Here is a 24,604-nt window from a genome sequence, read left to right as displayed (position 1 = left end):
ATTTGCGCCAAAGTATCGACGCGGTTAACGGATCGTAAAGAACTGTCTTTTGCGCACCTTCGATCCATTTCCCTGAGCGTCTAAACTTCTGTTCAAACGTAAAAGGAAATCTGGCTCGGCTGGCAAGGCAGAGACTTGCTGTTCTCGAGATGAGCCTTGTTATGCTGCCGGCTGCATAGCGGCCCGCAGCAGCATGCCGAACAGATCTCGCGGTTCGTCGGGATCGGCGAGCAGGTCGAGTTCCTCATAGAGGCCAGTCGCCTGCAGCTGGTCACGCACATAGCGTAGCGCCGAAAAATCCTCGATCGCGAAGCCGACTGAATCGAACAGGGTGATCTGCTTGGCATCTCGGCGGCCTTGCGCCTTGGCGGCAATCACTTGCCAGAGCTCGGTCACCGGATGGTCGGGATCCAGCTGCTGGATCTCGCCCTCGATGCGTGTCTGGGGCGGGAATTCGACGAAGATGTCGGAGCGCAGCAGGATGTCCCTGTGCAGTTCGGTCTTGCCGGGGCAGTCGCCGCCGACGGCGTTGATGTGGACGCCGGAGCCGACCATGTTGTCGGTGAGAATGGTGGCGCACTGTTTGTCGGCGGTAACGGTCGTGATGATCCCGGCACCTTCGACCGCTTCCTGCCCGGTTTCGCAGATGGTGATATCAAAACCCATGCCAGCCAGGTTCTTGGCGCATTTGCGCGAGGCGGACCGGTCGATGTCGTAGAGCCTCAGCCGATCGACGCCGGTCAGCGCCTTGAAGGCGATCGCCTGGAATTCCGATTGGGCGCCATTGCCGATGATGGCCATGGTGCGCGCGCCGCTCGGTGCCAGATACTTGGCCGCGACAGCGGACGTGGCGGCGGTGCGCAGGGCAGTCAGGATGGTCATTTCCGTGAGCAGCATCGGATAGCCGCTGCCGACATCGGCGAGTACGCCGAAGGCCGTGACCGTCTGCAGACCCTGGCGCATGTTCTTCGGATGGCCGTTGACATATTTGAAGCCATAGAGGCGACCATCGCTTGTCGGCATCAACTCGATGACGCCGTCATGGCTGTGCGAGGCGATGCGCGGCGTCTTGTCGAACAGGTCCCAGCGACGGAAGTCTTCCTCGATGTAGCCAGCGAGTTCGGTCAGGAAGCGCTCGACACCGATGACATTCACCAGCTTCATCATGCGGTCGACGCTGACGAAGGGGACGATGTTCAGCTTTGCTGTGGTCATGATCAAAAGCTCCCGGAATGGCTGCGGGTCGGCCGGTCCATGATGCGGCGGCCCATCAGGCTCGCGGTCAGGTCGACCATCAGCGTCGCGGTGCGGCCACGCTCGTCCAGAAAGGGATTCAGCTCGACCAGGTCGAGGCTGGAGACGAGGCCGCTATCTGACAGCATCTCCATCACCAGATGCGCCTCGCGGAACGTCGCGCCTCCGGGAACCGTGGTGCCGACTGCGGGCGCGATCGAGGGATCGAGGAAGTCAACGTCGAGACTGACATGCAGCAGCCCGTTTTCATCAGACACCCGCGCCAGGAAGGCGCGCAGCAGCGGCGCGATGCCATGCTCGTCGATGGCGCGCATGTCGTGCACGGTCACGCCCGCCTGGTTGAGTGCGCTGCGCTCGGCCGGGTCGACACTGCGCAGGCCCATCGTGCAGATACGCTTGGGATCGACCGCTGCCGGCAGATCCGGAAAATAGCCGTGGAAACCCGGCTGGCCGCTGGCGTAAGCGAGCGGAACGCCGTGCAGATTACCGCTGGCGGTGGTGTCGAGCGTGTGGAAGTCCGGGTGCGCGTCGAGCCACAGCACGAACAGCGGCCGCCCGGTCTCAGCGGCGCGGCGGGCGAGGCCCGACACGGTCCCGGCCGAGATCGAATGGTCGCCGCCGAGAAAGATCGGCATGGCGTCCTCGCTCGCCGCGTAGGCGGCCGCGGCTATGGCGGATGTCCAGGCCGATACCTCGGGCAGGGCCTTCAGCGCAAGATTGCCATGCGAAATGCGTCTCGCCGGCATCGCCTGTACGGCGCCCATATCCTCGACAGCGTGGCCGAGGCCGGACAGCACTTCAACAAGTCCGGCGGTCCTCAGGGCGCTCGGCCCCATTTCGCAGCCCATTCTGCCAGCGCCGTCCTGCACCGGTGCCCCGACGATTTTGCAACGCATTGTTTTTCCCACGGCCAAGTTCGAATGCCGCGAGAGAACCATGGCGAGCCGGCGATATGAACAGGCAGAATTGGCAATTCGAAATGCATTGTTTATCGTATTGGCAGCAGAACTGGTCAAAATGGTAAGCTGATGGATACACTGGACGAACGGCTCGTAACCTTGCTGCGGCATGACGCGCGGCGCAGCGTGTCGGATCTCGCCGTCGATCTCGGCGTCTCGCGCGCCACGGTCAGGGCGCGTATGGAGCGCCTGGAACGGTCCGGCGACATCATCRGGTACACGGTGGTGCTGCGCGCCGACGCCGTCGATCAGCGCATCCGCGGTATCATGCTCATCGAGATCGAGGGCCATGCCGCCGACCGCGTGGTCCGGGCGCTGGGCGGCTTCCCGGAAGTCTCGACCATCCACACCACCAATGGCCGGTGGGATCTGGTGGTCGAACTCGGGACGGCATCACTGACAGATTTCGATGCTGTGCTAAGGCGCATCCGATTGATTGCCGGGATAACGGGCAGCGAAACGAGCCTGCTCCTGGCCACGCCTCGCACCACGCGAGCACGACTAACGTAAGCAAGTTGTCCATTATCCGGCATCAGGCTGACGGTGTTTATTCCGGCTTAGGCGGCGCTGGTGCCGTAGCTGCTCGCGGGCCACGGTCAAGCGCGTCCTGACGCTTGCTCAGCCTCCGTCCTCGTACAGACAATTTTTCCTCAAAATCGTGCATCCGTAGATCGTTGCTTCGTGAACCGGATCTCGATTTCGTCTAGCTTCCTTATGAGCGAATGGCGCGAAGCTGATGCCGCTCCCCCAACAGCGCAGGCAGGACGCAGCATGATCGATCTCTATTACTGGCCGACGCCCAACGGCAAAAAAATTTCGATCTTCCTGGAGGAGACAGGCACACCTTACACACTGAAGCCCGTGGACATCTCACATGGCGACCAGTTCACGCCTGAATACCTAAAGCTCAATCCCAACCACCGCATGCCGGCCATCGTCGATAACGAACCGAAAGGCGGCGGCGCGCCCATCGGCGTGTTCGAGTCCGGCGCGATCCTGTTCTATCTTGCGGAGAAGACCGGCAAGCTCTGGCCGCAGGACCTGCGCACCAAGTACGATGTCGCGCAGTGGGTGATATGGCAGATGGCCAACCAGGGGCCGAAGCTGGGCGAAGCGGGTCATTTCCGCAGGCTGGGCGACAGGGAAGGCGACCAGTCCTATGCGGTGCGCCGCTTCACCGACGAAGCAAACCGGCTCTACGGCGTCCTCAATATGCGACTTCGCGATCGCCGCTACCTTGCAGGTGAAGACTTCACCATCGCCGATATCATCAGCTATCCTTGGACCGTCAACTGGCAGGCACAGGGCCAGGACATCAATGAGTTCAGGCATTTCAAACGCTGGTTCGAGGAGGTCGGCGCCCGCCCGGGCGTGCAGCGTGGCCTGGCGGTGGGCGCCGACCTGTCAACCGACCAGAGCAAGCTTACGCCGGAGGAACAGGCCCACATCCGCAAGATCCTTTACAACCAGCGAGCTATTCATCTGCCTGACTGAGGGCTTATCCCCATCACAAAGGCGCAACGTCGGAGAAAACCATGACAAGCAAAGTTGGCGTTATCGCAGGCGTGGGATCCGGCCTTGGCGCCTCGTTGGCGAGGGTATTCAGCCGCCAAGGATTCAAGATGGTGCTGGCGGCGCGCAATATTGCGAAGCTCGACGCGCTTGCCACCGAGACCGGGGCCGAGGTGATCTCAACCGACGTGTCGGACCCGGCATCGGTGGAAAACCTGTTCCGTGCGGTGGATGGCATCGGCCCGCTCTCGCTGGCGATCTTCAATGCGGCCGGCCGCGTGCGCGGCGGCATTGCCGATCTCGATCCGGAGGAGGTGAAAAAAGCACTGCTCGTGGGTGCCTATGGCGGCTTTCTGTTCGGTCAGCAAGCAGCACGTCGGTTGCAGGCCGCAGGCGCCGGATCGATCCTGTTCACGGGAGCCACGGCCAGCGTCAAGGGCTTTGCCAATTCTGCCGGTTTCGCAATGCCGAAGTTTGGTCTGCGTGGGCTGGCGCAGTCGATGGCGCGCGAGCTTGCGCCAAGGAACATCCACGTGGCGCATTTCGTCATCGATGGCGGCATAGCATCCAGCGACCCGGTGCGGTCGCCGGACTCGACCCCGCCCGACCGTTGGCTGTCGCCGGACGCGATCGCCGAAGCCTATTTCGCGATCCATCAGCAGCATCGAAGCGCCTGGACGTGGGAGATTGAATTGCGGCCTTGGGTGGAGAATTTTTGATGCACAAGTAGCCGACTGCAACAGCCGCCGGCCGTTGCCGGCTAATAGTGTATCGGCCCCTTGACCCCGCCGCCGCATGCGATCGCGTCGCCGTTGATGGCAACGCTTCGCGGCGAAGCGAGGAATGCAACGACGTCGGCGATCTCGGCCATATCGACGAGGCGACCGATCGTGACATTGGCGGCAAGACGCTGTTCGATCTCCTCGGGCGAAACGCCTGCCGAAGCCGCGCGGGCGGCGACCAGGGGAGCGGTCTTTTCGGTGCGGGTGAGGCCAGGATGGACCACCGTCACGTTGATCCCCTTCGGGCCCAATTCGTCGGCGAGATTCTTGGTCAGGGCAGAGACGGCAACATTACGGATCGAGCCGATGATCGAGCCGGTCTGGCGCGCCGCGAGGCCGCTTATGTTGATAATTCGGCCCCAGCCCGCGGCAGCCATGTGAGGAGCAGCCTCGCGCGCCATGCGAAGATAGCCCATCACCTTGACGTTAACGTCATCCCAGAACACGTCGTCGGTGATCTCGGCCAGTTTCGGCGGCGGTGCCTGCCCGCCCGGTTTGGCCGCGGCGTTGACCAGAATGTCGAGGCCGCCGAGCGCCGCGACCGTTGCGGCCACCAGCGCTCTGACCGAGCTGTCGTCCTGCGTGTCGACGGTCAGTCCGACGATCTTGCGCCCGGTCTCCGCAGCCAGTTCGCGCGCGGCAATGTCCACATCGGCAACGTTGCGTGCGGCGATGACGAGATCGACGCCTTCCAGGGCCAATTGCCGGGCGATGGCACGACCAATTCCCTTGCTGCCGCCGGTGACCAGGGCGCGTTTTCCGTCCAGTTGCAGATCCATGGCCTACTCTCCTCGGGTTAGATGGGTGGCTTTACCACTGAAGCTGCAACGCAGCGGTGCCAAGAACCTTGCAGCACGCAGCCATGGAAGGGCCGCACCAGCAGGCTGCATCTTGCGTCACACCGCCAGGAGCTTGCGGAGAGGGACGACGATCGCCTCGTCCTGCGGCTCGGTGTCGGAGCCAAAGCGGGCGACAACGTTCCCCTTGCGGTCGACCAGAAACTTCTCGAAGTTCCAACTCACCTCGTCGGGTCCGGGAGCGGCACCTTTCCCGGCCATCCGGGCAGCCAGTTTGCTACCCGGTTGGAAGACAGCCTTCGGCAGAGCCTCGATCAACGCTTGATAGAGCGGATGCTTCTGTGGTCCCTTGACTACGATCTTGGCGAACACAGGGAATTCGACACCATAGGTCAGCCGGCAGAATTCCTGGATTTCGGCGTCGGTGCCCGGTTCCTGGCCGGCGAAGTCATTGGCCGGAAAGCCGAGCACCACCAGGCCACGCTCGCGGTACGACCCGTAGAGCGCCTCCAGCCCATCATACTGCTTGGTGTAGCCGCATTTGGAGGCGACGTTGACGATCAGCAGGACGCTGTCGCCATATGCACGAAGGCTTGTGGTTGAGCCGTCGGCGCGGCTGAACGGAATATCGCAGATCGAGGCTGTCATAGCAAAAGTTCCTGCAGACAAGAGGGTCCCCCGTACATTGGTGGCTTAGCCGCTCCCGTCAAGGAAAGCTGTTCTCCAGAACCAAATTGCTTGGCATCTTTCGAGACAGCCGGGTCGGTCTTACGCAGGCTGGACCATGAACGAGGCCGTACATGGTGCCCCGCCTTCGACTGCGAGCGCCGCAGTCCAGGAACTGCCTACCGGCACATCGAGCACTCGGCAGTTGGGTCGGTGCAAGGCCGTACCGACGACGATATGTTCCCCGGCCGTCGCACTCATGGGTACGTCAAGCTCTTGAGGCGCCACGGAAAATCCGCAACCCCACGCCTTGAGTATGGCCTCCTTGCGCACCCAGCCGCGGTAGAGGGCGGCCAGGCGGTCGCCGGGGGAGGAGGCTCTCCAGGCGGCATAGTCGCGTGGCGATGCCCATGTCGTCAGGATTTCGGCGGCATCGATGGTCTCGATGCGTTCCAGATCGACGCCGACCTCGCACTCAGATGCAAATGCGAGGAGCGCCGCCCCACCCGCATGCGAAACATTGAAGCGCAACCGTCCCCATGGCATCCGAGGCTTGCCGTGACAGCCATACGCAAAGGGGACGGACTGTGGCTGCACCGCCAGGTAACTCGCCAGGATGCGACGCAATCCCGCTCGCGTGCGCACGAATTGTGCCCGCGCCCGGGGGCAACGCAGCCGCTCCGCGCGCCCGCGTTCTTCATCGTCGAGCAGCTCCAGCGCATCGGCTTCTGCCGCAATACACGGCCGCACGTCGAGCAGCCACAAGTCGACCTTGCCGACGTCCGGCGGCTCAGGCATTTTCGATGTCGACCGCCACATTGGCGATCCAGCTCATGCTTTGCGCGATCGCCACAAGATCCGCAGCCGCCAAATTGTCAGGCGGGACCGCAGCCCAGGCCTTGATGAGGTCGGCCACGTATTCGTGCAGTGCCTCCCGCACCAACCTTCGCGCTTCCGGCGTCAGTGTCGCTGCACGCAGCGCCTCGTGATAGGTGGCAAATGACTGAGCTATGCGTTCCGCCGCCTCGGGGGCCTGGAGCGGCTCCTGCATCGCTTCGGCGCAGCGGGCGAAGGTCTCGGCAACGGCCGCGCCATCCTCTGGCGAGGTCCAGGCGGATTCGAGGACGCCGCGAAAGCGTGCGAAAGCGCGGGCGAAGCCGAGTTGGGGACCGTCATGGGTCCATTGCCAAGGCGATTGTTGCTCCGGGTTCATGATACAGCTCCAGAGTTGGTCCGTTTGCGCGCTTCATCCAGCAACGCACCATAGCCATGACGTCGCRCAGACGTCTCAAGCAATACCTCGATACCGGTGCTGTCCTGCCAGGCGCCATTTTGCATCTCGACCACCTTCTCCTTGACGCGCAGTAAGATCGGCTCGGAACCGGGCAGGCCGTCGCCCAGAACGACGAACCCGCGCCAGCCCGCCTGAGGCCCGGCTGGCGCGGCGCTTGGAACCGACAACGCCCGCGCCCGGGCGGCCAGTTCCGCGGCCTCATTGGGTGCCAGCCCGAACGTAGGATTCGGCCTGCCAGAGAACATGTCCAACACCACGCGCACTACAAGACCTCCACGCCCGGTGGTACGAACAGATAACTGCAAAATTGTGTGTAGGGGCCGCGGTCGCACGTCGCCGGCGTCAGTGCGCCGGCGATGATGCGGCCCTGGTTGTCGACGTTGCGGGCACTGTAGATGCCCAGTTTGTGGGCCCAGAAGGCGCCATGCGAGCGGTACCAATGGAAATCGTGTCCCGGCCAAACAGCCAGCGCCGCCAGCCGCGCCGGGCCGTCGCAGTTGGCCCTGAACCCATCGGCGATTGCAGCTCGCGCAACCGCCTCGCAGCTGAACTCGTCATACTGGCGGCCAACCCTGCGTCCGGGCTGCGCCACGAAATTGGAAACATAGTTGCTGGCATAATTGTAGCAATTGTTGCGAAGGCGCACGGAAGCTGTGTTCCAGAACCAGGGGCTATAAGCGGCGAGGATCGGCTCACAGGGCGGGCCGACCTCCGGCTGTTCGGCAGCTGTGGCCGCGTCCGCGTGGCTGGCGCGTAGCGCGGCGCTGCGGCCAGCACGTGGTGCCACCCCGTCGCCCCGCCATTCGACGGAGCGCGCTGCTTCATCGATCACTGTACGCGCAACGATCGGTCGAGCGCTTTCCAACAGTGCCAAAACGGCCTCGCGCTCGTCATCCGGCAGCCGAGCCCGTGGCGCGGAGACGAACTCCTCCCTGGTCTCCACTGTCGCAAGCGGTGGCACGCCGACATAAAAGGCTGCCGGCGCGTCGGCGTCTTCCGGACCACTCCCGACGAGCAGGCCGCGATAGCCAAGCGCCGGCATCGGGGTGGCAGAAGCCGGCCCGCCCTGGCGCGACATCAGCTGCCTGAAATGTTGGGCCAAAGCCGGCGGCACTTGCCATGTCGGGTTGGGACGACCGGAGAACACATCCAGCATCACACGCATGCGCCATCTCCTTGCTCAAGCAATTGTTGGCGTACATCGGCATCGCTCATTTCAAGCACCTGCAGCACGATGGCTGCGGCCGCTTCCAGCCGCTGCCGCGCCGAATCGTCAGGAGCAATCGCGCGTGCAAGCTCGCGTGCGCATCGGGCCTCGAACACGCGACGCAGCGGAATCTCGATCTGCAACAGCTCCCGCAGTTGCGAAACCAGTCGCGTAGCCAAAAGCGAGTGGCCTCCGAGATCGGCGAAGAAATCGTCGGTCGCGCCGGCTTCCGGGACCTTCAACACGTCGCAGAAGCACCTGACGAGCAATGTTTCAAGGGCGGTTTGCGGAGTCGCGTGCCGCCGCTGCCTCGGGGCGGCGCCGGCAAGCATCCTGGCGATACGATCGCGGTCTGCCTTGCCATTGGCGGTGAGCGGGATCTCTTCGACGATCTTGAAGGCGCTCGGGATCATGAACGGCGGCAGTTTATCCTGGAGATGGCTGCGAAAAGTCCCGGTCAAGTCGGCCTGATCGAGGTCGCACCCCGGCGAAAGCAGCAATGCCGCATGCAGTCTGTCATCACCCGGTCCGGCGCGGTGGAGCACCACGGCCGCTTCAGCCACCGCCGGGTGTGTGCGCAGTGCAGCCTCCACCTCATCTGGCTCGACACGGTGCCCACGCAACTTGATCTGATTGTCGGCGCGGCCGAGGTATTCGAGCGTGCCATCACGACGGTGCCGCACTCGGTCCCCTGAACGGTAGACCAGCGCTCCATCCGGTCCGCGTACGAAACGCTCCGCGGTGAGACCGGCCTGGCCGACATAGCCCAGCGCAACGCCGGCGCCGCCAATTCGCAGTTCGCCAACCACCCCGACCGGGACCGGCGCACCGGACCCGTTACACACATTCAACCGCGTGAGGGCGATTGGACGGCCAATCGGCACCGGGCCCGGTCGAATGTCGCCGGCGCGCAGAAAATGCGCGCAGCAACCAACCGTGGTTTCTGTTGGCCCGTACTCATTGACGATCAGCAATCCCGGCATGTGCGTGCGCCAGGGCTCCAGCGTCTCGCCGTGCAAGGCTTCGCCCCCAACGATGAAACAGCCGGTTGCGCAGGCGGGCGCCCGCCCTGCCGCAAGCTGGCGCAAACCTTCGAGGTGGCTTGGGGTCAATTTGACAAAGCTGTAGCGCCGGCCCGAGTGAAGCGCTTCCTCGAGCGCTTCGAGGCCGCCCCCGGCTGGCAGCAAGAACACGGTCTTGCCGCACAAGAGCGGCACGAAAAGCGTGGTGACCGACATGTCGGCGGTGATCGAAGTGCACAGCGGTGCCCCTTCGCCATCGTTCATCGGATAGACGCTCATGCACCAGAGGAGGTAGTTGAGCAATGCACGATGCGGCACCGAGACGCCCTTGGGCCGTCCGGTGGAACCGGAAGTGAACAGTATGTAGGCCGGGCTCTCGGCGTCGCGCCGCACCTTCGGGGGCGGTACGCCGGGTTGCGGTGGTTCGCGATCCACAGCGATCGAGGTGAGCCCCGTTTGCAAGTCGGATTCCGTGCCCTTGGAAACAAGAAGCACCGTCGCCCCTGCATCGACGAGCATGTCGCGGGCGCGCTGAACTGGCAATTCAGGCCCCAGCGGTACATAGGCAGCGCCGGCCTTGAGCACGGCGAGCAGTGCCATCGGCAGGTACGTGCACGGCTCGATCGCGACCCCCACGCAATCGCCGGGCTCCACGCCATGTGCGATGAGCTGATGAGCGAGACTGTTGGCGCCGCCGTCGAGCTCCGCATAGCTGAGGCGTCCGTCGGGTGCCTGGCAGGCGACTGCGTCCGGGCTAAGACGCGCTTGTGCTTCGAACAGCCCGCACAGGTCGGTTTCGGCCGACGGCATCACAGGGCCTCGCGACCAGGCTTCCAACTGACGCAGTTCGGCGGCATCCATCAGCGGCAGATCCGCCACCGACGCTTCGGGATCGGCCAGTGCCGCGCAAAGCAGTCGCAGGAAGCGCTCCACCAGTCGTTCGGCGCTTGCCTGCTGAAAGAGATCGGTAGCGTATTCCAGTTCGCCGACCAGGCACGATGCCGTTTCGGTAAGCTGCAGGGTAAGGTCGAAGGCAGAAGTGCCACGCGCGAAGTTGAACGCCGGCGCGGCATCCGTGATCGTCCTGCGCACCTGGCTGGAAGAGAGCACCTGGAACGAAACTTGAAACAGCGGGTTGCGCGACAGATCCTGTTCGGGCGCCAGGGCCGCGACCACCATGGAGAAGGGCAGGTCCTGATGGTTCTGCGCCTCACGCAGCCGCGCATGCGTACGCTCCACCGCTTCCTCGAAGCTGCAGCCGCCGCTGAAATCCAGCCGCAAAACCACGGTGTTGGCAAAAAAGCCGACGACGTCTTCGAGCTCGGAATAGGGACGCGCCGCCATCGGAGTGCCGATGGTCACCTCGTCCTGTCCGGCGAGCCGGTGCAGCAGCGCGGCAAAAGCGGCAAACAGCACGGTGAAGCGTGTTGTGTGCAGGCGGCGCGCCAGTGCTTCGGCGGCCGCGCTTGCGGCTGCGTCGATGGTGATCGGTGCGCGCGCCCCGCGATAACTTGGCCGGGCGGGCCGAGGATGGTCCGTGGGCAGCTCGAGTTGCTGCATGCCCTCCAGCCGCTGCACCCAGTATTTGCGGTGCTGAGCCATCCGTTCACCGGACATTGCCTCGCGTTGCCAGACGGCAAAGTCGGCATATTGCACCGGCAATGGTGGCAGGGACGGAAGCCTGCCGGTCAACAGCTCGGAATAGGCCTGGCCGATTTCGGCCAGCAATTTCTCCAGCGACCATCCATCGGCGACGATGTGATGGATCACGAGCAGCAGCAGCGATTCACCGGCAGAAAGCTCCAACAGCCGACAATGCAGAAGCGGGCCTTCGGCAAGGTCGAAAGGCTGCTGGCTGGCAGCCGAGGCAATCTGCGCGGCGCGCGCCTCCGGATCCGGCTCGCAGCTGAGGTCGTCGATCTCGCATCGCATGGTCGTTGCAGGCAGAATGCGCTGCACCGGCTGCCCTCGGACGAGCGGGAACACGGTGCGCAGCGCCTCATGACGGGCGACCACCGCCGACAGTGCCTTTTCCAGGTAACGCTGGAGGGGGACAAACGGCAGCCTCTGCGCAATCGAGATATTGTAGAAGGGATTGCCCGGAACGAGTTGGTCGAGGAACCACAGGCGATCTTGCGAGTGTGAAAGCGGGAAGTCGCGCCCGTCGCGCGGCTGGACAGGGATTTCCTGCGCCGGCCGAACCCGAATGAGGTGCTCGCGCAGGGAGCGCTTCTGCTCCGGGGTCATTGCGGTGATACGGTTTTGCAGACTGTTCAAGGCGCCCCTCTCGATTCAGCTGGTTCTCGTGAGGCGAGCAGTGCCTCGCGCTCGGCCGCTGGCAGCGACGTCAACAGCTCCAACAGCTCGTCGTCGCTGGTTTCCGGAGTCGCGGCCTGGCGCTCCGCGATCCAACCGGCAAGCTGGCGGACAGACGGGTGGTCAAACACGCCTCCCGCCGGCACATCGGTTCCGAGTTGGCGTGACAGTCGTGAACTGACGCGCAAGGCCGCCAGCGAATGCCCACCGAGATCGAGGAAGAAGTCTGCGTCAAGCGTCACCAGATGCAGCTGCAGCACCTGCGCGAAACACGCCTGGACCTCTTTCTCAAATGGCAGCACCGGATTGGCATCGCCAGCATCCGGCAGTTCTCCCGGCGGCGGCAGCGCCAGTCTGTCGCGCTTTCCGTTGGGCGTCAGCGGCAGCGCATCGAAACGCACGATGACCGCCGGCAGGAACACGTGCGGAAGCCGTTCCCGCAACCCGGCCAACAATCGCCGGGCATCGAAGCTTGATGCGGGCGCGGCGACGTAGGCAACGAGGCGATCCTCCCGCAGCACGACCATGGCATCGCTGACTTCGGGGGCTTGTCGAAGCAGCGCCTCGATTTCGGCCGGTTCGATCCGGAAACCACGCAACTTGATCTGCTGGTCGCGCCGGCCGAGGCAAACGATCAAGCCGTCGCGCTGCACCCGGGCCAGGTCCCCTGTGCGGTACATTCGTGCCGCTTTGCTGCCTGCAAAAGGGTCGGCCACAAAGCGCTCGCGCGTCAGTTCGGTGGGCCCGAGATATCCAAGCGCGACACCTACGCCGCCAATGTACAGCTCGCCCGCCACATCAAGCGGAACGGGGCGCAGCTTGCTGTCGAGCACATAGGCACGCACGCCGGTGATCGGTCGGCCGATCGGGACGATGCCCAGCACGGGAGGCTCTTGATCGGGATCGAACCAAGTGGCGTCCCAGATTTCCGAAGTCCCGTAAAGATTGTAGAGCGTCGCCTCCGCATGGTGTCGTCGGAACTGGTGGTAGAGGTCTGCCGGGAGCGGCTCGCCGGTGCAAACCCAGAACAGCAGGTGCGGCAAGTGCCGCCCGAGGTCCGGTTGCGCCTCGAGCATCATCTTCAGCAGCGATGGCACCAGCCACAGCCGCGTGACGCCGCGCGATGCCAGCAGGCGGATCAACGCGGAAGCATCCGTTGCGATCTGCTCGGAAACGATCGTGGTCGGCACACCTTGCAGCGTGGCGCCCAACAGCTCCCACAGCGAATCGACAAAGTTGATTGCGGTACGCTGACAGGCCATCTCGTTCGCACCGAAAGGATAGGCTTGCCACATCCATACGAGCCGGTTCGACACCTGGCCCCACTGAACCATCACTCCTTTCGGCCGGCCCGTCGAGCCCGATGTGAAGACGATRTAGGCGGGGTCGTCGCGCCGCCAACAGACCGGTTCGTCGTTTGCCGCATTGCCGCTGCAGGGTTCGAGGACGTCGCCGATGTCGATCACGGTTGCCGGTCCGTCCGGCGGCGTTGGGCCGGTTGCCAGCAGCACGGCCGGCTTGGCGTCCGCCAGCATCTGCTCCAGGCGGTGCCTGGGATAGGCCGGATCGAGCGGCAGATAGACGCCGTGCGCCTTCAGCACGGCGTAGAAGGCCACAACTTGCTCCAACGATCGGGGTGCAGACACGGCGACCGGCACGCCGCGATCCACACCCAGGTCGCGTAACCGTCGTGCGAGCCGCGACGACGCGCGCTCCAACGTGTCGAAGTCGAGCACACGATCGTCGGCGATGAAGGCCGGAGCCGCGCCTTTGTCGCGCGCCAGACCCCGCAACAATTCGAGCGGGTCCAAATCCACGCATGCATCGGCCTCGCCGACGTCTGGTTCTACGATCAGCCGCCGGCGTTCAGCATCGGAGAGCGGCGAAAAAGTCGCCAGAGTTGCAAAGGGCGCAGCGCATATGCCCCGCAGCAGGTTGAGCAGATGCTCGATAAGAGCTCCCATGTCATCGCCATGGAAGCGGCTACGGTCGAACCGCAGTTTGAGCTGCAGCCGATCACCCGGAACCGCGAGCAAACTGAGCGGCACATTGGCACGCGCCAAGTCGACGCCGCCGGTCGTGGATTCGAGCTTGGCCGCCGCTTGCGGGAAATTCTCGAACACCACCAGCGTGTCGAACAGAGGTCGATCAGGGGCGATCTCGCAGCAGCGTTGCAGTTCGGCGCTGTCGAGGTGGTGGAAAGCCGAGCCGCGTGCCTGCGCACTCTGCAAATCCTTGAGCCATGGCACCAGTGCTGCCTGCGGATCCATGCGCACCCGCACCGGGACCGCGTTGATGAAGAGACCGATCATCTGCTCGATGCCAGGAACCTCAGGCGGTCGCCCGGAAACGACGGCACCGAAAACCACATCGTCGCGGTCCGTATAGTGGCCGAGCAGCAAAGCCCACGCACCCTGCAGCACGGTGTTCAACGTCAAGCCGTGCTGGCGTGCGAACGCCCTGAGCCGCTCCGATTCCCCTGCATCGAGGTTGCCGCTGACCTCGTTGTCTGCATCTGCAAGAGCCGCTCGGCCAGGGGGCCGTGGCAGGCCGATCTCCACCGGCTCGTCGTAGCCACGAAGCACGTCGGCCCAATATTCGCGCGCTGCTTCGAGGTCGCGCGTGGCCAGCCAGTCGATGTAGTGGCGTAGCGAGCGTCGCACCGGAGGCTGGTAAGGCGCGTTGCGGACCAGCGCGCGATAATGTTCGATCATCTCCGTTGCCAGCAGTTGCGCACTCCATCCGTCGAGCAGGATGTGATGGAACTGCCAGACAAATTTCACTTGTCCGGCACGGCCGCGGATCAGCGCCAGCCGCATCAAGGGTGGACGATCGAGCACGAATCCCGCCCGGCGGCTGTCCCCCAGGTACCCTGCCAGCTGAGCTTCGAAGGCGGCCGCGTCGAGATGTCGCCAGTCGAGCTGTTCGAAAGCCAGCGCGACGTGACGGTGAACAACTTGCACCGGCTGCTCAAGGTCTTGCCAGTGGAAGGATGTGCGCAGTGCAGGCGTGCGCCGAACCAGTTCATGCCACGCCGCCTGGAACGCGCGCGCATCGACGGGCTCCGGCAGCGACATCACCTCCTGCTGTATGAAGACGCCGCTTTCCGGCGCACGCAGACTGGCGACCAGCATCGCCGCCTGGAGCGGCGCCAGTGGCCAGAAGTCTTCAACGTCAACGCTGTTCGTGTTCAATCTTGGCCTCCCTGCCCACGGTTGAGGCGCGACATCAACGTGACCAGATCCTCCGCCTTGATATGACGGGCGAACCCCCCAACGTCCTCTTCTTCGCCAACGTTCTCTTCAACGGATTCGGTCGGCTTCGCGGCGCGAGCGAGCAGGGCCAGTGTCTTGTGGACGAAGATGTCGTTCGGCTCGATCGAAAGCCCCGCTTCGCGCGCGCGGCTGACCACCTGGATGCCGAGGATGGAGTCGCCGCCGAGCTCAAAGAAATTGTCGTTGATGCCCACCTGCTCGAGCCGCAATATGTCGCCCCAGATGGCGGCGAGCCGCAGTTCGGCAGCTGTCGACGGGGCAACGTACTCAGCTCCGAGTTCAGGCCGAATGCCGTCTATCTTCGGCAGGCGGTGGCGGTCGATCTTGCCGCTCACGGTCATCGGCAGCGCGTCAAGCAGCAAGAAGCGCGCCGGGATCATGTAGGCCGGCAAACGCTGGGCAAGGAAGGCGCGGACCTGCGGCACCATCTTGCGCGCGAAGGCGGATTGCAGCGGGTTGTTGGTCCAGCGCCGCCGGTGCCCGGCGCCGCCACCAAGTGTGCGCCTCGGGATTGGCCCGCGGCCCGCCCGGTTCATTGCGAGCGGACTGAACACGGCGTCGATGTGACCGGTCGCATGGCGTCCCGCAACATGAAGCTCGACCTTGCAGCCGGCTTCGGCCGCGCAAGCAAGCAGCTGGTCCGCATCAAGCCCCTGCATGGTCACCTCTACTGCGTTCGAGCGCAAATCACCGACGCAGCGCGATCCATCGCCGCTCATGACCTCCGCGGCGGCGAGCAGCTCCACCGCGACGGTTCGGCCTGGAATGTCGGCGACCAGCAGGGTTTTCCCGTCAAGTGCCCGCAACGTCCGCAGCAGCGCTTCGGCGCTGCCCACGCTCGCCCAGTCACAGGTGTCCCCCGCCTCCACAACCTCGGGCGACCAGCCGACATGGAGCATGACGTCATATCGGAAAAGCGTCAGCTCATTATCGGCACGGCACGGTTTGGCCAGGATTTCAACGGCCCGGATGCCGGGGAAATCCGCTGCCAGCGCGAGGAAAAATTCGGAATCGACCGCCAGCTCTTGTTCCAGCCCCAGGCGGCGCGCCACACGTTCCTGCAAGGTGGCCAGCGGCAGGTCGGACTCGGCCCGGTACAACTCCACAGAGGCTGCGAAACACTCCAGCAGCGCCAGGCTCCGCACATCACCGATGAATACGGTGCCGCGGGTACCCAGCGTTGACAACGCGGCGCCTATCACGTCGATCAGGTAGCGTTCGCTCGGGAAGTACTGCACGACCGAATTGAGGATCACCTGGTCCACAGCGCCCATAGATTGGGCCGCGACCTCGTGCGCAGCGCATCGACGGAACTCGATGCCTTTGATCCCGGCACTGGCCGCGTGCTTGGCCATATGGTCAAGCGCGCCTTGCGAGATATCGGTTGCCACATAGCGCCGGGCCTTGGGTGCCAGGCGAAAAGCCAGCAACCCCGTGCCGCAGCCAATTTCGAGGGTTTGCTCGGCTGCGAGAGAATTCAATCGTTCAACCGTGCTTGCCAGCCACTCTCGCATCGTCCGCTCGTCGAGCGGCAGGCCCGTGTAGCTGCTGTTCCAGCCATCGATCACAAATGCAGGGTCGGTAGCTTCCGCGATCGTACCGTAGGTTTCATCGTAGATGCGGTGCCAGTGTTCCACCTGCTCGCCGGAAGCTGCGCTCTCGAACTGCGCGTCAGGTGCGCATGGGTCGTCGCGCTGCACCACATATGCGACGAGACGCGCATCTCCAGCGCCGACCTCGCGCACCGCGACCGCCGCCTCGGCGATCTCGGGATGCGATTGCAATGCCGCCTCGACTTCGCCGAGTTCGATGCGGTGACCGCGAAGCTTGACCTGGCGATCGATGCGGCCGATGAAGTCGATGCGCCCGTCGGCAAACAATCGAACGCGGTCGCCGGTGCGATAGATTCGTTCGACAGCGCCATTGCCCAGCGGCAGCTCGACAAACCGCTCGGCCGTCAGTTGCGGCCTGCCAAGATATTCCCGCGCCAGTCCGATCCCTGCCAGACAGAGCTCACCTGGGACGCCGATCGGCACCGGCTCTCCGTGCGCATCGAGGACGAAGGCGCGCATATTGTCGATCGGCACACCGATGGTCGGCGGGCGCGAAAAATCCTCGCATCGCTCCCATGTCGCCCAGATGGTCGTTTCCGTGGGACCGTACAGGTTGAAGAAGCGCCTGCCGGGCGCCCATTGTGCCACTATCGAGGCCGGACAGGCTTCGCCCGCCACCATCAGCGTGGTGAGAGTTCGCAACCCCGAGGCATCGAACGCGAACAGCGCGGAAGGCGGCAACACCGCGTGGGTGACGCGCGCCTCGTCGATCAGCCGGGCGAGCGCGGGACCGGGCATTCGTTGCTCCGGTCCCGGGATCACCAGCGTGGCGCCGACGCCGAGGGCGAAGCCGAGTTCGAACACTGCGGCATCGAAGCTGAGCGAGGCGAACTGCAGCACGCGGCTTTCCGCCGTCGTGTCGAGCAGTCGTCGTTGGGCCGCCAGAACATTGGCCAGTCCACGCTGCCCGATGACCACGCCCTTGGGCTGGCCCGTCGAGCCTGAAGTGTAGATGATGTAGGCCACTTCACCTGACGCGCGCTCCGTTGAACGCGGGGCCGTGGTGCCGTCGCGCGCCATCGCGCTGACGAAAAGTGGCCGGCATTCGAGCAACGACAGCGCGCCCTCGACACGGCCCCACGCCGCAGGCTCGGTGAGGACGTGGCGCGCCCCGGTGTCCTCGGCAATATAGCGCAAGCGCTCGATCGGGAGATCGATATCGAGAGGCACGAACGCCGCGCCTGCCTTCAGCGCGGCGAGTATCGCGACCACAGCCGCAGGGGAACGGTCGAGCAGCAGCAGTACCGGTTCGCCTGGCCGAACGCCGGCCTCCTCAAGTCCGGCGGCGAGTTCTTCAGCCTGCTGATCAAGCACCCCATATGTGAAGGTGCCCGCGGGGCCGGTAAGTGCGATACGGTCGGGTGCGTTCGCTGCGAAGCGCTCGAATTGCTTGCAGAGCGGCGTCTCGTCGAAGGCGACCGCTTTGCCCTCGGACGCGTGCCGGAACCGGCGCCGCTCGTCACGGTCGAGCATCGCGATCGTATCGATCGGCTGGTCGGGGTCTGCCGCCGCCGAGTTCAGCAACAAGCAGAAATGCCCGACCATGCGCGCGGCCGTCTCGGGATCGAACAGCGCGGTGCTGTATTCCATGCCTCCGGAAATCCCGCCGGCATGCTCATGCAGGTGGAATGCGATATCGAAAATGGAGGTTCCGCGTTCGATGGAGACCACCGAATCCTGAGCCGGCAGTGCACTACCGCTATCGATGTTCCATGCGTTCTGCAGCACCAGCCCGATTTGAAACAACGGATTGCGGTTAGCCTGGCGCTCGGGCTGAAGCGCTTCGACCAACTTCTCGAAGGGCATGTCCTGGTGCGTGTAGGCATCGAGCGCGGTCTGCCGCACACGGCGCACCAGTTCGCGGAAGGTCGGCCTGCCACTGGCGTCGATGCGAAACACGAGTGTGTTGACAAAAAAACCGATCAGCGCCTCGACCTCGGGCCGCGTGCGATTGGCGATCGGCGCGCCGATCGCGATGTCTTCATCGCCTGTGTAGCGCTGCATCATCGCGGCAAGGCCTGCCAACAGCACCATGAACAGGGTAGCGCCTTCTTCGCTTGCCACCCGTTTCAGCAAAACGAGCACGGCGGCCCCGATGCTCAACTCCTCGAAATCGCCTTCGAAGCTCGGCTCGTCCGGACGCGGTCGGTCCGGCACCAGCGCCAATTGCGGCAGATCGGCGAGCTGCCGGCGCCAATAGGACAGCTCCGTCTCCAGCCGTTCGCCGCTGAAATACTGGCGCTGCCATTCGGCGAAATCGGCATACTGGATCGCCAGAGGTTGCAGCGGGGAGGGCCGGTTTGTGACGAAGGCCCCATAGGCGGCAGCCAGCTCGCGCAGCAGGATCTGCATGGACCAGCCGTCACAAGCGATGTGATGCAGGGTCAGCAGGAGCCAGTGTTCGTGCATCGACAGCCGCAGCAAACGTGCGTGCACCATGGGCCCATGCCGCAGATTAAACGTCAGCCGCGCCTGTTCGCCGGCCTCGCGGCGCGCTGCCTTCTCGCGCTCCTTCGGCTCAAGATGCATTAGGTCGAGCAGCGGCATCGGCACCGGGCCGGGTGGCATCACCTGCTGCATAGGCTCGCCTGCAATGTCGGTGAAAACAGTGCGCAGGGCGGCATGGCGTGAAACCACGTGATCAAGGGCGCGCTTGAGCGCCGCCACGTTGAGAGGGCCGCGCAAGGGCAAGTTCAGAGGCACATTGTAGAAAGGGCTTGCCGGTGCGAGGCGCTGCATGAACCACAGGCGCTGCTGGGCCCAGGAAAGCGCTGCCGGGCCAGGGTGACTGCGGGGCGACAGTAGCGGATCACCTGACGCGGGGGACTGCAGTCCGGCCGAGCCAAGCAACTTGCCGAGCAGCGAACGACGTTCGGCACTTATGTTGCCGGATATGGGGATTGCCGTCATATGCCGACCCCAAATAGAGCAATGTCATTCGTCGGATTTGCCGCTCGCCAGTGTCTGCAGGTCGGCCAGGTAGTCCGAAAAATTCGCGCGTGCCTTTTGCTGAGCTTCGTCATATGCGGACGCCAACTGCTCGCCCAAGTCCTTCATGGTCTGCCCGACGCTGTTCTGATGCTTGCTGATCACTTGCCCGTACTGGCGCGCGTGATCGAGCCATGCAGAGGCGGCGCGCTGTTGCGCGTCGTCGCCGTTGCCAGCCTCGCTCAACGCCCGCTGCCACGAGGCCATGATTTGTTGGAGTTGATCACGGGCCGGGACTTCGGCCTCTTCCAGCTGCTGGCGGCTGCGGCCGTAGAGTTCCTGGGCGCGCGCTGCATATTGCTGCGCCACCTCAAACCCTTTCAGGCAGTAGTTCGAATAGGCATTTTCAGCACTCATGGCGAGCTCCCGCGATCGTGGGCCCTCTGACGGCTCAGGCGCAGAACGTCGCTTGGAAGCGACTTCGTCGGACGCGCGACTTCTACGTCGGACCATGCCGGCCCTCCCGAAAAAACTAGTCGGAGGTAGCGTTGCCGAACGGTCTCGTCTGTCGCTTCCAAAACAAACAGACTCCAGGTCGGCCTCCAAATCGGACGGCTTCACTACGCTCTAGCGGCTCGAATCTGCGCCGCGCAAGCAACTTAAAGTTTGAAATGCTCATCGTCAACAGATTTATTTTAATCTGTATTATTAAAATAAAATTGTTATAGAAAGAAATACTGCAAAAAATTTGCAATAGGCGCTATGACTGAGGTCAGGCGCCAAGAATTGCTATCTACGATCGAACGCTTCGCCAGAATGTATTTGGCCAAGCGTGACGCACTCGGCGTCAACGTCGCGGTTTGGGTGCACTGGCAGCAAGTCCGGCAATCCATTCAGCAACGGCTGCGAGGTACTCCGGGTTCGGTGGCAGATCCTGGCGGTAACGCTCCGGCGTCGACACTTCGGGCTCGAGCCGGAATAGATGGTCGGCGTTGTGGATTTCCTTGTATGTAGAGCGGACATTGTGGCTGCGGGCGGCGCGGTGCAGCGCTTTGGCATCACGGTCTGCCGATGTCTGAATGTCTTTGTCGCCGTGCAAGATCAGCATCGGACAGCGGACGGCTCCAACCGCTGCGCGTGGATCGGTTTCGAGAACGGCCGGATCGGTGAGCGGTCTCAGGCCCCCGAGCCGCAGTTCCGCGCCATCTGTCCTTGCTTCCCGGTCGAGCCACTGCCGTAGTGCCGCGTCTCGCTTGCCGGCCTCTTCTTCCGACACGTGCAGGCGTGCGCTCTCGCGTGCATTCTGTTCCATCAGGATATCGCGCAACGGCCTGCCCGGGGGGGCAAGCAGGATCAGGCCGGCCGGCGCCAGGGCCGGGTCGGTCGACAACAGCTGCAGGATCACAAGGGCGCCCAGGCTATGACCGGCTGCGAAAAGATGCAGGGCATCGATGTCGGCGCGCGCGGCGAGCCAGCGCCAGGCGGCGGCGGCATCGGCCAGCCGCGTCGCGCCCAAGGGGCGGTCGGCCTTGCCGAATCCGGTTTTGCCTGCTCCGCGCGCATCTATCGCCAGGCTGGCTACGCCGACTTGCGCGAGCGCATCCATCGTCTCGAGTGTCTTCAGGCGCATGCCGGGCGCACCGCCCCAGCGGGTGATGGAGCCCGATCCATTCAGGAACAGGCAGGCCGGACTAGGCCCGGCGGGTTTGCGTCCGTGCACGAACAGGCCATGCAGCGTGATATCCTCGCTTTCGATCGTAACTTCTTCGCGGTCGATGCCAGGGGGAGGCGGTGGTGGTTCGATGCTTTCCTCGGCGCCGCGAAGGGTCTCAATCGGCGCCGCGTGGAACACCGGCGGGCCCGCCCGCCCGATAAGCGTTCCCTTCTCGTCCATTCCCACGGCGGAGACCAGGGCGCCACTGGCGCTCATGTTGAGCCGTATGCCGATCGACGTCTCCCAGTCCAGCGCTCCGGCGGGCGCGACGTCGAAGTCGCGCACTGCCAGCGCTTCGGGTGAAAAGTAGTGAAGTTTGCGCGGACCTTCATCGCGATCGAGCGCGGCAAGACAGCGCGAAAGCTGAAGAAGTAAATTCTGTTGAAGCACGAGGTCGGGTGCGACAGTCAGCGCCAACTCATGCTCGTTGCCGTCGCGCAAGGTCAGGAGCGCACGGTTCTGACCGAAAACGGCGCGGTGAAGCACGGCGCCGGATGAAAACAGCGAATAGGTCGCAACCTTGCCGTCGTCACCGATTTCAATGACTGCCGCTTCTTGAACAGGCTTGGGTCCGCCAACCTTCTCGGCGTGCGTGGTCCAGTGATATTCGTCGACGGTCGACGCTACCCGCCGCCGCGCCTGTTCGACGAAGAGTTCGCCGCGAAGCAAAATTTGGAAACCCTCCATGAGAGGCAAATCGATTGGCTTCATTGCACCGGCTCAGGTCACCGCCGCTTCGTCTTGTCGGGCAAAGCGCATCGATGGCGCCGCCATATCCACGTGCTCGGCATCCTGGCTCGTATCGGCGGCAACTTGGATCGCCAGCGCAAGGTAGAGATCGTCCTCCTGGAGAACGAGGTCGTTTTGGATGAAGCCTTGCACCGTTTTGGCCACGGTTTCCTCGTCCCATGCGCGATCGGGCGCAACGCCGCGCAAATTGGCGGTGAGAGAAGCAATGGATTGAATGCTGTCGAGGCCGAGATAGACGAGCCGATCGTCCCCGACCAATATGTAAGGGCGAACCGGGTGATCCGGCCGCAGGTCGATGATGGTAACCAGATCGGTGCCGACGATAGCGCTCAGCGCGGCGTGCCGGTGCTCCTGCTTCCAGTCCTGCGCCTCGCGCCAGGCGCGATTGATCCCCTCCAGCGTCTGCGCGTCGGTGGTCCCGCGGTAGGTGAAGAAATAGGCGATGCGCGCCCGTGCACCTGGTGAAACGCCCGGGTAGCAAAGGTCATAGGATGGGTATGGCTTGATGTCGGAAAGCCCGAAATCGTCCGGCCGGTCGAACATCGGCGAGAATCGGTCCAGCCGAAACGCAGCGAAGGACGACGGCGGGGTCAGGTGACGTATCGACCGCATGAAACGGATGGCTTCCTCATAGTCCTCCGGCCGTTCCCCAGGAAAGCCGCAGAGAACGTTCCAGGTGACCAGCATCTTGTGCTGGCGGACCCATTTCAAGGTCTGCACATTCTGGATGCCGCGAATGCCCTTGTCCATGAGCTTGAGCACATGCGTGTTCAGGTGCTCGATTCCGGGCTGCATCCAGGTCGTTCCCAGGCGTCTGAGAACCCCGATCTGGTCCTTCTTGAGGTTTGCCTTGGTCTCGTAGAACAGCTGCAGCTTGGTGCCGTCCTCCACCAGGGACGGAAACACCGTCGCGAAGTAGCGCATGTCGACAATGTTGTCGGTTGCGAAAAAGGTATGAATCCCCGTGCTGTCGCGCAGATGGCGGAACTCGGCCAGCGCACGGTCCGCCGACTTTGCACGGTAGCCGATGCCGAGGCCGTTGAGGCCGCAAAAGGTGCAGTGGTGTTTTTCGCCCCACCAGCATCCGCGCGAGGTTTCGATGGTCAGCTCCGGTTCGATGAATTGCGGCGCCGTGGACCGCTCGAACGCGGCGAGGAAATCGCTGTGATCGGGGAAGGGGAGGCTGTCCATGTCGCGGATCGCGGCTTGTGGCACAAGGCTCTCGACCGTTTCTCCTCCCGAACCGCGATAGACAAGGCCGCCAATGGCGGACATGTCCTCACCTTTGCGAACGGCCTCGATCAACTGCGGAAAACTCGTATCGGACTCGCCGCGGCAGACCGTGTCGATGAAGGTGAAGCTGCGATGCAGTTCAAGCCCCATCTCACCCTCGCAATTGGCGCCGCCGAACACGACATGGAGGTCTGGCGCTCGCGCCTTGAGCGCCTTGGCCATGGCAAGGCTCGCGAGGTTCTGCTGAAAGGTGCTCGAGAAACCGACAATGTCGACGTCTTGAAGGTCGATCGTTTCCGCCAGATCGTCGATATACTGAGGAGCCTGCTCCCGCGCGTAGCGGATCTGACCCAGGAAGGCGTTGGGGTAGTAATCGCCCGGCGTGGTCCTGGCATATCTATCGAAGGCCTCGTCGGGTAGCGCGTCGTGTCTCCAAAGTGCGCGGCTGAACACCCATTCCCCCGGCAGGTCGTGCGTCGGAGCGCTTTGCGCAATCCGCTGATAGAGCGGAAAGCCGATGCGGTCGGCAAAGCGGTGATTGGCGTAGAATACGTCGCATGCAATGCCTTGCTGTCGAAGACGGGCGGCAAACAGACTTACGCCCAGGGCCGGCCTTTCGATCGGCAGGAACGGCATCACGCACAGCAGCACTTTCGAATTAGCGGCCTTTCGCATTGGCGGCCTCCGAGGCTTGCTGTGTTCGCCGATCCAGTTCGGCAAGGCGGACTTCCAGCCGCGACAGGCTCGCCAACCGGCTCTCCAGAACCGAAATGCGTGCGGCGAGAGGCTCGATCGCCTTGCCAACCGTGCTTCCAGACTTGAAGGAACCGGTGACGGCGATCGCCGTCACCGCAACCGCCACTGCCACGGCTTCGGCAATGATCGCCACGTCGACGTCGACATAGGCAAACGCCCCGGCGAGATCGGTCGGGTTGGCGATGCCGACTTCAGGATGATGCGCAAGGATGTATTCGCGCAGCCGGTCGAGTTCCCCGCGGCTATGCAGCTCGACCACCTGAGGGTCGAAGAACAGCCGGATGATTGCCTTCTCGCGGTCGCCAAGCGCAATCGTCTGGTCGGCGTCCACGCCATAGGTCCGCAACACCGTTCCGGGATGATCGCAGAAACGGTCGAGCACTCTGCGATCGGCAGCGATGTCGTCGCGCAGCCGGGCCAGCCCGACCGGTGGAGGTGCCGTCACAAATTCCCGCAACAGTTCCCTTTGCCGCATACCAGCCCTCCAGTGTCCACACGGACGAAGACACGGGGGTGAACGCTATGG

At 63.7% G+C, this 24,604-nt stretch carries 18 protein-coding genes; 3 read left to right on the top strand and 15 right to left on the bottom strand.

What is annotated here, in order from left to right:
• Positions 1 to 159: 159 nt before the first annotated feature.
• Together AC1D0I_RS09335 and rocF are read right to left on the bottom strand one after the other, a co-directional pair.
• Positions 160 to 1,215 carry an ornithine cyclodeaminase gene (locus tag AC1D0I_RS09335; protein ID WP_477394575.1) on the bottom strand — a complete coding sequence of 352 codons (1,056 nt, stop codon included), beginning with the start codon at positions 1,213 to 1,215 and terminating at the stop codon, positions 160 to 162.
• Positions 1,216 to 1,217: 2 nt separating this feature from the next.
• Positions 1,218 to 2,150, bottom strand: a complete 933-nt coding sequence (rocF, locus tag AC1D0I_RS09330; RefSeq protein WP_477394573.1) for an arginase — start codon at positions 2,148 to 2,150, stop codon at positions 1,218 to 1,220.
• Between the two features lie 132 nt (positions 2,151 to 2,282).
• Here rocF and AC1D0I_RS09325 point away from each other — a divergent pair, with 132 nt between their 5' ends.
• The 3 genes from AC1D0I_RS09325 (at position 2,283) to AC1D0I_RS09315 (ending at position 4,444) form a co-directional block, all read left to right on the top strand.
• Positions 2,283 to 2,723 carry an Lrp/AsnC family transcriptional regulator gene (locus AC1D0I_RS09325; protein WP_477394571.1) on the top strand — a complete coding sequence of 147 codons (441 nt, stop codon included), beginning with the start codon at positions 2,283 to 2,285 and terminating at the stop codon, positions 2,721 to 2,723.
• A gap of 261 nt (positions 2,724 to 2,984) precedes the next feature.
• A complete protein-coding gene (locus AC1D0I_RS09320; RefSeq protein ID WP_477394568.1) occupies positions 2,985 to 3,707 on the top strand; it encodes a glutathione binding-like protein in 723 nt (240 codons plus the stop codon).
• Between the two features lie 41 nt (positions 3,708 to 3,748).
• Entirely contained in the window at positions 3,749 to 4,444 is a 696-nt protein-coding gene (locus AC1D0I_RS09315; RefSeq protein ID WP_477394566.1) for an SDR family NAD(P)-dependent oxidoreductase, read from the top strand.
• 41 nt (positions 4,445 to 4,485) lie between these two features.
• Here the strand turns inward: AC1D0I_RS09315 and AC1D0I_RS09310 are convergent, their stop codons facing one another.
• The 13 genes from AC1D0I_RS09310 to AC1D0I_RS09250 form a co-directional block, all read right to left on the bottom strand.
• Entirely contained in the window at positions 4,486 to 5,286 is an 801-nt protein-coding gene (locus tag AC1D0I_RS09310) for an SDR family NAD(P)-dependent oxidoreductase (RefSeq protein WP_477394564.1), read from the bottom strand.
• A gap of 117 nt (positions 5,287 to 5,403) precedes the next feature.
• Positions 5,404 to 5,952 (bottom strand): glutathione peroxidase, encoded by a 549-nt coding sequence (locus tag AC1D0I_RS09305; protein ID WP_477394562.1) that lies wholly within the window; start codon positions 5,950 to 5,952, stop codon positions 5,404 to 5,406.
• 120 nt (positions 5,953 to 6,072) lie between these two features.
• Positions 6,073 to 6,768, bottom strand: a complete 696-nt coding sequence (locus tag AC1D0I_RS09300) for a 4'-phosphopantetheinyl transferase family protein (protein WP_477394560.1) — start codon at positions 6,766 to 6,768, stop codon at positions 6,073 to 6,075.
• Complete coding sequence (locus tag AC1D0I_RS09295; protein WP_477394558.1) at positions 6,761 to 7,183, bottom strand: hypothetical protein; 423 nt, start codon at positions 7,181 to 7,183, stop codon at positions 6,761 to 6,763. The genes AC1D0I_RS09300 and AC1D0I_RS09295 overlap by 8 nt, the downstream gene beginning before the upstream one ends.
• Complete coding sequence (locus AC1D0I_RS09290) at positions 7,180 to 7,527, bottom strand: hypothetical protein (RefSeq protein WP_477394556.1); 348 nt, start codon at positions 7,525 to 7,527, stop codon at positions 7,180 to 7,182. Before AC1D0I_RS09290 ends, AC1D0I_RS09295 begins: the two co-directional genes overlap by 4 nt.
• Positions 7,527 to 8,429, bottom strand: a complete 903-nt coding sequence (locus tag AC1D0I_RS09285; RefSeq protein ID WP_477394553.1) for a hypothetical protein — start codon at positions 8,427 to 8,429, stop codon at positions 7,527 to 7,529. Before AC1D0I_RS09285 ends, AC1D0I_RS09290 begins: the two co-directional genes overlap by 1 nt.
• The gene (locus tag AC1D0I_RS09280) at positions 8,420 to 11,770 is read right to left on the bottom strand and encodes an amino acid adenylation domain-containing protein (RefSeq protein WP_477394551.1); all 3,351 of its coding nucleotides are present in this window, start codon (positions 11,768 to 11,770) and stop codon (positions 8,420 to 8,422) included. Before AC1D0I_RS09280 ends, AC1D0I_RS09285 begins: the two co-directional genes overlap by 10 nt.
• Positions 11,767 to 15,003 (bottom strand): amino acid adenylation domain-containing protein, encoded by a 3,237-nt coding sequence (locus AC1D0I_RS09275; protein ID WP_477394549.1) that lies wholly within the window; start codon positions 15,001 to 15,003, stop codon positions 11,767 to 11,769. Before AC1D0I_RS09275 ends, AC1D0I_RS09280 begins: the two co-directional genes overlap by 4 nt.
• On the bottom strand, positions 15,000 to 19,607 hold the full coding sequence (locus AC1D0I_RS09270; RefSeq protein ID WP_477394547.1) for a non-ribosomal peptide synthetase: 4,608 nt from the start codon (positions 19,605 to 19,607) through the stop codon (positions 15,000 to 15,002). The genes AC1D0I_RS09275 and AC1D0I_RS09270 overlap by 4 nt, the downstream gene beginning before the upstream one ends.
• 24 nt (positions 19,608 to 19,631) lie before the next feature.
• Positions 19,632 to 20,042, bottom strand: coding sequence for a hypothetical protein (locus tag AC1D0I_RS09265; protein ID WP_095080432.1), 411 nt, complete (start codon positions 20,040 to 20,042; stop codon positions 19,632 to 19,634).
• Positions 20,043 to 20,472: 430 nt separating this feature from the next.
• Entirely contained in the window at positions 20,473 to 22,050 is a 1,578-nt protein-coding gene (locus AC1D0I_RS09260) for an alpha/beta hydrolase family protein (RefSeq protein WP_477394545.1), read from the bottom strand.
• Positions 22,051 to 22,059: 9 nt separating this feature from the next.
• On the bottom strand, positions 22,060 to 23,997 hold the full coding sequence (locus tag AC1D0I_RS09255) for a RiPP maturation radical SAM C-methyltransferase (protein WP_477394543.1): 1,938 nt from the start codon (positions 23,995 to 23,997) through the stop codon (positions 22,060 to 22,062).
• Positions 23,981 to 24,553, bottom strand: coding sequence for a hypothetical protein (locus AC1D0I_RS09250; protein ID WP_477394541.1), 573 nt, complete (start codon positions 24,551 to 24,553; stop codon positions 23,981 to 23,983). Before AC1D0I_RS09250 ends, AC1D0I_RS09255 begins: the two co-directional genes overlap by 17 nt.
• Positions 24,554 to 24,604 lie beyond the last annotated feature (51 nt).

The organism is Mesorhizobium sp. P2_D1 (assembly GCF_056404455.1).
Note: the sequence above shows the minus strand (reverse complement) of the source record. Positions and strands in the feature narration are given on the sequence as shown.